This is a genomic window from Oceaniovalibus guishaninsula JLT2003 (assembly GCF_000299575.1).
GTDB lineage: Bacteria > Pseudomonadota > Alphaproteobacteria > Rhodobacterales > Rhodobacteraceae > Palleronia > Palleronia guishaninsula.
Genome location: NZ_AMGO01000044.1, coordinates 1 through 1,642, shown reverse-complemented (window position 1 = coordinate 1,642; position 1,642 = coordinate 1). Strand labels below are relative to the sequence as shown.

The 1,642-nt window shown below is 60.5% G+C and carries 2 protein-coding genes; both read right to left on the bottom strand.

The features are described 5' to 3' along the window. Window positions 1–267 precede the first annotated feature (267 nt). Complete coding sequence (locus OCGS_RS14845; protein ID WP_156801024.1) at window positions 268–879, bottom strand: hypothetical protein; 612 nt, start codon at window positions 877–879, stop codon at window positions 268–270. A 175-nt stretch (window positions 880–1,054) separates the two neighbouring features. Beyond that, window positions 1,055–1,642, bottom strand: a 588-nt coding sequence (locus OCGS_RS14840) for an AAA family ATPase (RefSeq protein WP_156801023.1), incomplete at its 5' end; no start/stop codon positions are given.

Sequence of the window (1,642 nt, the reverse complement as noted above, 5' to 3'; positions counted from 1 at the left end):
CGTCATCGTTCCCCAAGACCGGGATCATGTGGATCTTTCGCGGCAGCGGGGCCTCGCCGCCATTGAGGTCCCCCGTGAATGACAAGGGATGCCATCGCCGTTCCATGCGACCCGGGACGCGACGAGGGCGTCCGGCTCAAGATCGAAAGGATCGTCGAGGTCGATGTGGGCAGCCAAGCGCCTGTGGCCGCTGACAGGGACGCCGTCGAGCACCGCAAGGATTGGCTCACCGAGTTCCTCGATCTGCTCCCCTCCTGTGGGCTGTCTTCAGGATCGCCGATCTCGACGGTCGTGGCCTCGGACTGCGGACGGATAGTGCATGACCGCATCGAGACCAGCGATCCCTTCGATCTTCCGTTCGATGATTTCGCGCACGGCCCAAGCAGGGATATCGGCAAGGAGTGCATGGTAGGAAATATCGGGTAAGCGGCAGCGAGACAGGACCCGGCCCCCTCGGGCCACCAGCGCCTGTGTCGCCTCCTCTTCGCTGAGCCGCGCGGCTGCCTCATTGGCTCTGAAAACGAGTTCGATCTCTAGTCGGATCAGATCGTTGTCCCGGTGGCCGTCGAGAATTGCGGAGAGAAAAGTCCGATCTGTCGGTTGAACGCGGTCGTCCGGCCCCCAGGCACGCAGGTCCCGTAGGTGTTCGAACACGGTCGCCCAGGGCGTTTCCCCTCTGACCAGTTGACCGGCCTGCCAGCGCCGCCACAGCGACTCCAGGCTACGCAGGGCCACCATGTCAGGGACGAGAAGATAGGCGACGGGCTGCTTGTCTTCCTCGTCGCTTTCAAGTTCTTCCTCATCCACCAGTTCCAGCCCGCCCACCTGACGGATGGAGGCGGCAAACGAACTGATGGCGCCGCGAACTTCGAAGACCAACAGCCGTTCTGGCGCGAGGCCGGCAGGGTCCGCGCGCAATTCAAGCGCCCCATCACCACGTGCGAGAATTTCGGCAAGGCGCGCAAATTTTGGGCCGAACGCGGCCGTCTGACGGTCTCGCGGAAAGGCATCTGGCGAGGGAATCGGGCGGGCGCGACCTATAGGGCGGGGTTGATCAGCGCTCGGCGTCAGTCTCAGGAGGGGTTTTGTCGGATCGCTCGGCATTTATGATCTCTGGCGTGACGCGCGAAGTCCAAAGATCCAGTTCTGCGCGCAATGCCTCATCAACCGAAACCTCCCCTAAACCAAGAATCTGTCGTCGACGGACATTCTGGCAGAAATCGAGCGCCTCTGCGTAACTTACATTTCCTAGGCGGCTGGCAAGCCGGCCCAGCGCCATTTTTGGTGCATCTGGCCAAGCCGAAATGATCCGGTACCAAAAAACAACAATCTCGTTCTTCTTTGGAGCCGGAAATGCCAACCGCATTTGGAAACGGCGCCAGACAGCGCGATCAAGCAGCTCGCCATGATTGGTAGCCGCGACCACGATGACGTAGCTGGGCAACTGGTCGAGTTGCATGAGCAGGAAAGAGACAACCCGTTTGATCTCTCCTGTTTCATGCGTGTCGCCGCGTTCCTTGCCAATGGCGTCGAACTCGTCGAAAAACAGAACGCTCGGTGTAGTTCGTACATAGTCGAAGAGTTTGCGGAGCCGCGCGTTCGTCTCACCAAGGTAACTGCCGATCAAGGCGTCATATCTGAC